The sequence below is a fragment of the Lentzea sp. NPDC060358 genome, assembly GCF_042725365.1.
Lineage (GTDB): Bacteria > Actinomycetota > Actinomycetes > Mycobacteriales > Pseudonocardiaceae > Lentzea.
Map to the genome: position 1 here is coordinate 1 of NZ_JBHXCW010000505.1, position 1,096 is coordinate 1,096.

The window sequence follows — 1,096 nt, forward strand, 5'->3', positions numbered from 1 at the left end:
CAGGTGGAGTGGTCGGCCCTGTACGCGCGTGAGGTGGTGGAGCCGGCCGGGCTGCGGGAGGCCTTCGACGGCCTGGCGCCCGACGCCGCCGACCGCTGCCTGGCGCAGGCCCGCGAGGCGTACGCGCTGGGCCGGGTCGCCACCGCCGAGGAGGCCGTCGCCGCGACCTGGCGATGGCGGGACGGGGACTTCCCCCGCCTGGTGCACCTGGTCGGGCCCTCGGGCAGCGGCAAGAGCACCTTCGCCCGGGGGCTCCCCTGCGTCGGCACGTACCTCTCGCTCGACGGCCTGCGCCTGGCCCGGGGCTCGCGCGCCGACCAGCGGGCCAACGGGGACGTGCTGCGCGAGGGGCTCGACCGGCTGGACGCGGCGCTCGCGGCGGGCGGCACCGTCGTCTGGGACGCCACCTCGCTCAACGCCCACCAGCGCTCCCTGGTCCACGCGGTCGCCCGGCGCCGGGACGCGCTGCTCACCCACGCCGTGGCCCTGGTGGACGGGGCGGAGCTGGTCCGCCGCAACGGGCGCCGGGACCATCCGGTGCCGCCCGGGGTGCTCGACGCGCAGCTGCGCCGTTTCGTGCCCCCGTACCCCGGCCAGGCGCACCGCACCTGGTACATCGGCGCGAGCGGGACCGTGGAGGACAGGGCGTAGATGAGGACGAGCGAGGAGATCTACCACCGGGTCCGGTGGGACGGCCGGTTCGATCCGGCGCGCTTCGTGATGGGCGTGGCGCAGCGCGGCCGGGAGGCCAAGCGGGTGCCGCTGCCCCGGTTCACGCCCGGCGGGGAGGTGCCCTGGCACCGGGTGCTGTTCTTCGAGGCGGACGGCGAGCTGGTGTGGGACCGCTCCTCGGGCACGGACCGGATCGACGCGACGGAGGCCGGGCGGGTGCGGGTGCCGCGACGGCTGCCGTCGCCGTACTTCGTCTCCCGGACGCCGCACGTGTACGCGGCGGACCGGTCGGCCTGGGTGCCGGTGGACGAGGAGGCCCGGACCCCGGAGCCGCGCTCCGGTCCGCTGACGGTGCTGACCTGGAACACCCTGTGGGACTGCTACGACAGCGAGCTCATCCGCACCGCCCGGCGCAGGCCCCTCC

2 protein-coding genes are annotated in these 1,096 nt (G+C 76.8%); both read left to right on the forward strand.

Going from position 1 to position 1,096, the window contains the following annotated elements; genetic code table 11:
* On the forward strand, window positions 1-651 hold a 651-nt coding region (locus tag ACFWGZ_RS41215), incomplete at its 5' end, for an AAA family ATPase (protein WP_382457012.1).
* A partial coding sequence (locus ACFWGZ_RS41220; protein ID WP_382457013.1) for a DUF504 domain-containing protein occupies window positions 652-1,096 on the forward strand: 445 nt, incomplete at its 3' end.